4 protein-coding genes are annotated in these 1,489 nt (G+C 45.7%); all 4 read right to left on the bottom strand.

What is annotated here, in order from left to right; all coding sequences use genetic code 11:
- Positions 1-32 precede the first annotated feature (32 nt).
- Positions 33-320 carry a hypothetical protein gene (locus N1032_RS23135; RefSeq protein WP_259542688.1) on the bottom strand — a complete coding sequence of 96 codons (288 nt, stop codon included), beginning with the start codon at positions 318-320 and terminating at the stop codon, positions 33-35.
- Positions 313-792, bottom strand: coding sequence for a ProQ/FINO family protein (locus N1032_RS23130; protein ID WP_259542685.1), 480 nt, complete (start codon positions 790-792; stop codon positions 313-315). The genes N1032_RS23135 and N1032_RS23130 overlap by 8 nt, the downstream gene beginning before the upstream one ends.
- Before the next feature lie 19 nt (positions 793-811).
- Positions 812-1,237, bottom strand: a complete 426-nt coding sequence (locus N1032_RS23125; protein WP_259542682.1) for a TerB family tellurite resistance protein — start codon at positions 1,235-1,237, stop codon at positions 812-814.
- Position 1,238: 1 nt separating this feature from the next.
- Positions 1,239-1,489 (bottom strand): hypothetical protein (locus tag N1032_RS23120; protein ID WP_259542680.1); only part of this gene is annotated, 251 nt, incomplete at its 5' end.

Below are 1,489 nucleotides of genomic sequence, written 5' to 3'. Positions count from 1 at the left end.
GATTCTCCATACCAATTTTTGTAGTTGTTTCGTCATTCCTCTAATAACTCGACAACAACACATCCTTTAAGGCCAGCCGTAATACGGGAACGATCTGGCTTTTCTTCGTTTGGTACATTGTCAAATTTACCCACCAATCCCGCTTTCTGCTCAGCTTTGCTCGCTTCTTTTCGTGCAATACGATCAGGGTTGAGGTGAAGAAGGGGGTTTTCACCCTCTACATCCACACGACCAATCGGAGCGTTAAAATCGGTTGGCATTCCTTGCGGTTCAATCTGACCGGTAATTGTGCTTGGAGCACGGTCTTCTTGATCAATCATCAGTGATTTCCAATTCAGGTCGGTCTTTAATAGGGATACAAATTAACCCTGGACGTCCAGTAGCTTTCAGATAACGTTTACAGAAGATTTTAAGCTTCTGAGGACGCAGGTTGACAGTCTCACGAATGAAACTAACCAGTTCAGAAGATTCAATCAAACCTACATCATTACCAGAAAGATCCCAGCGTCGGCCTGTAGAGACAGCCATGCATTTGTATTCCCAGCGCTTACACCATACTCTCAGAAGAATATGAATCTCTTCTTCGGTGAAGTCTGTCTCTTCTACTAACTGATGGTGAATACCTTTAGCCAGTGTCAGAGGAAGTGCTTTGTTGAATACAGCAGGGAATCTCTCACACAATTCACCAATACGCCGCTTATAAAAGTCATACTGTACAGCAGTGGGCTTTCCGAAATATTTGGCGCTCTGTTTAGCACGGTAACGCCGTTGGCTAGGGGAATTGTTTCTCACAGTAGTATTGCTCCAGGGATTAATATTTGCTGGCGTCGAGGCCGAGGATTTTTGCTACTTCGTTGACTACGGCTTGTTCGGCATCGCCGACATTACCGTTAGCTTCTGCCACATCCAGCACTACTACCAGCACCAGTTCAGCTTCATCACGATCAGAGGCGATCTCTTCCAGAAGTTTACGGACTTCCAGACGACCAGCACGAACGGAGTTGGTGAACAGTTCTTCGAACTGGTTGACAGTGTTGGTAGTTTCAGCACCGTAGATTTTCAGATTGGCGTTAGAGGAGATTACTTTCTCCAGCTTCTGCACTTCGCTGTCTTCGATGTTGCCATCAGCAGCACTGATCCAGATACCAGCGCCTACTACTGCTTTGAGCAGCTTACGATTGTCAGCTTTGATGAGATCGGTTTTAATTTCTTTAGCTTTACGTTTCCAACCAAACATTTTACTTGTTCCTGAAAGCGAAGAGAATATCCCTGTCTCGCGGTGATTTCTTAGGAGGCAGGGGCGGTTGTGGGACACGCCGTGGTTTGTTGGACTTGTCCACTAACTTAGCCCGCGCTAAGATTTGCTCTCTTTCGAAAGCCTCTCTACTAGCTTTTAATCCACGGGCTATTGCTTCTAACTCTTTATCAGTTGACATGGTCGTGATCAACATCATGATGATCAGCAGTGCCAAATGTACGCAATTGACTC

The sequence above is a fragment of the Herbiconiux daphne genome (genome assembly GCF_024979295.1).
Taxonomy (GTDB): domain Bacteria; phylum Actinomycetota; class Actinomycetes; order Actinomycetales; family Microbacteriaceae; genus Herbiconiux; species Herbiconiux daphnes.
This window is presented reverse-complemented; position numbering and strand designations above follow the sequence as displayed.

Bases quoted from the DNA above. Each gene is read 5' to 3' on its own strand.
- N1032_RS23135 (WP_259542688.1), bottom strand. From the start codon at position 320: ATGATTGATCAAGAAGACCGTGCTCCAAGCACAATTACCGGTCAGATT.
- N1032_RS23125 (WP_259542682.1), bottom strand. From the start codon at position 1,237: ATGTTTGGTTGGAAACGTAAAGCTAAAGAAATTAAAACCGATCTCATC.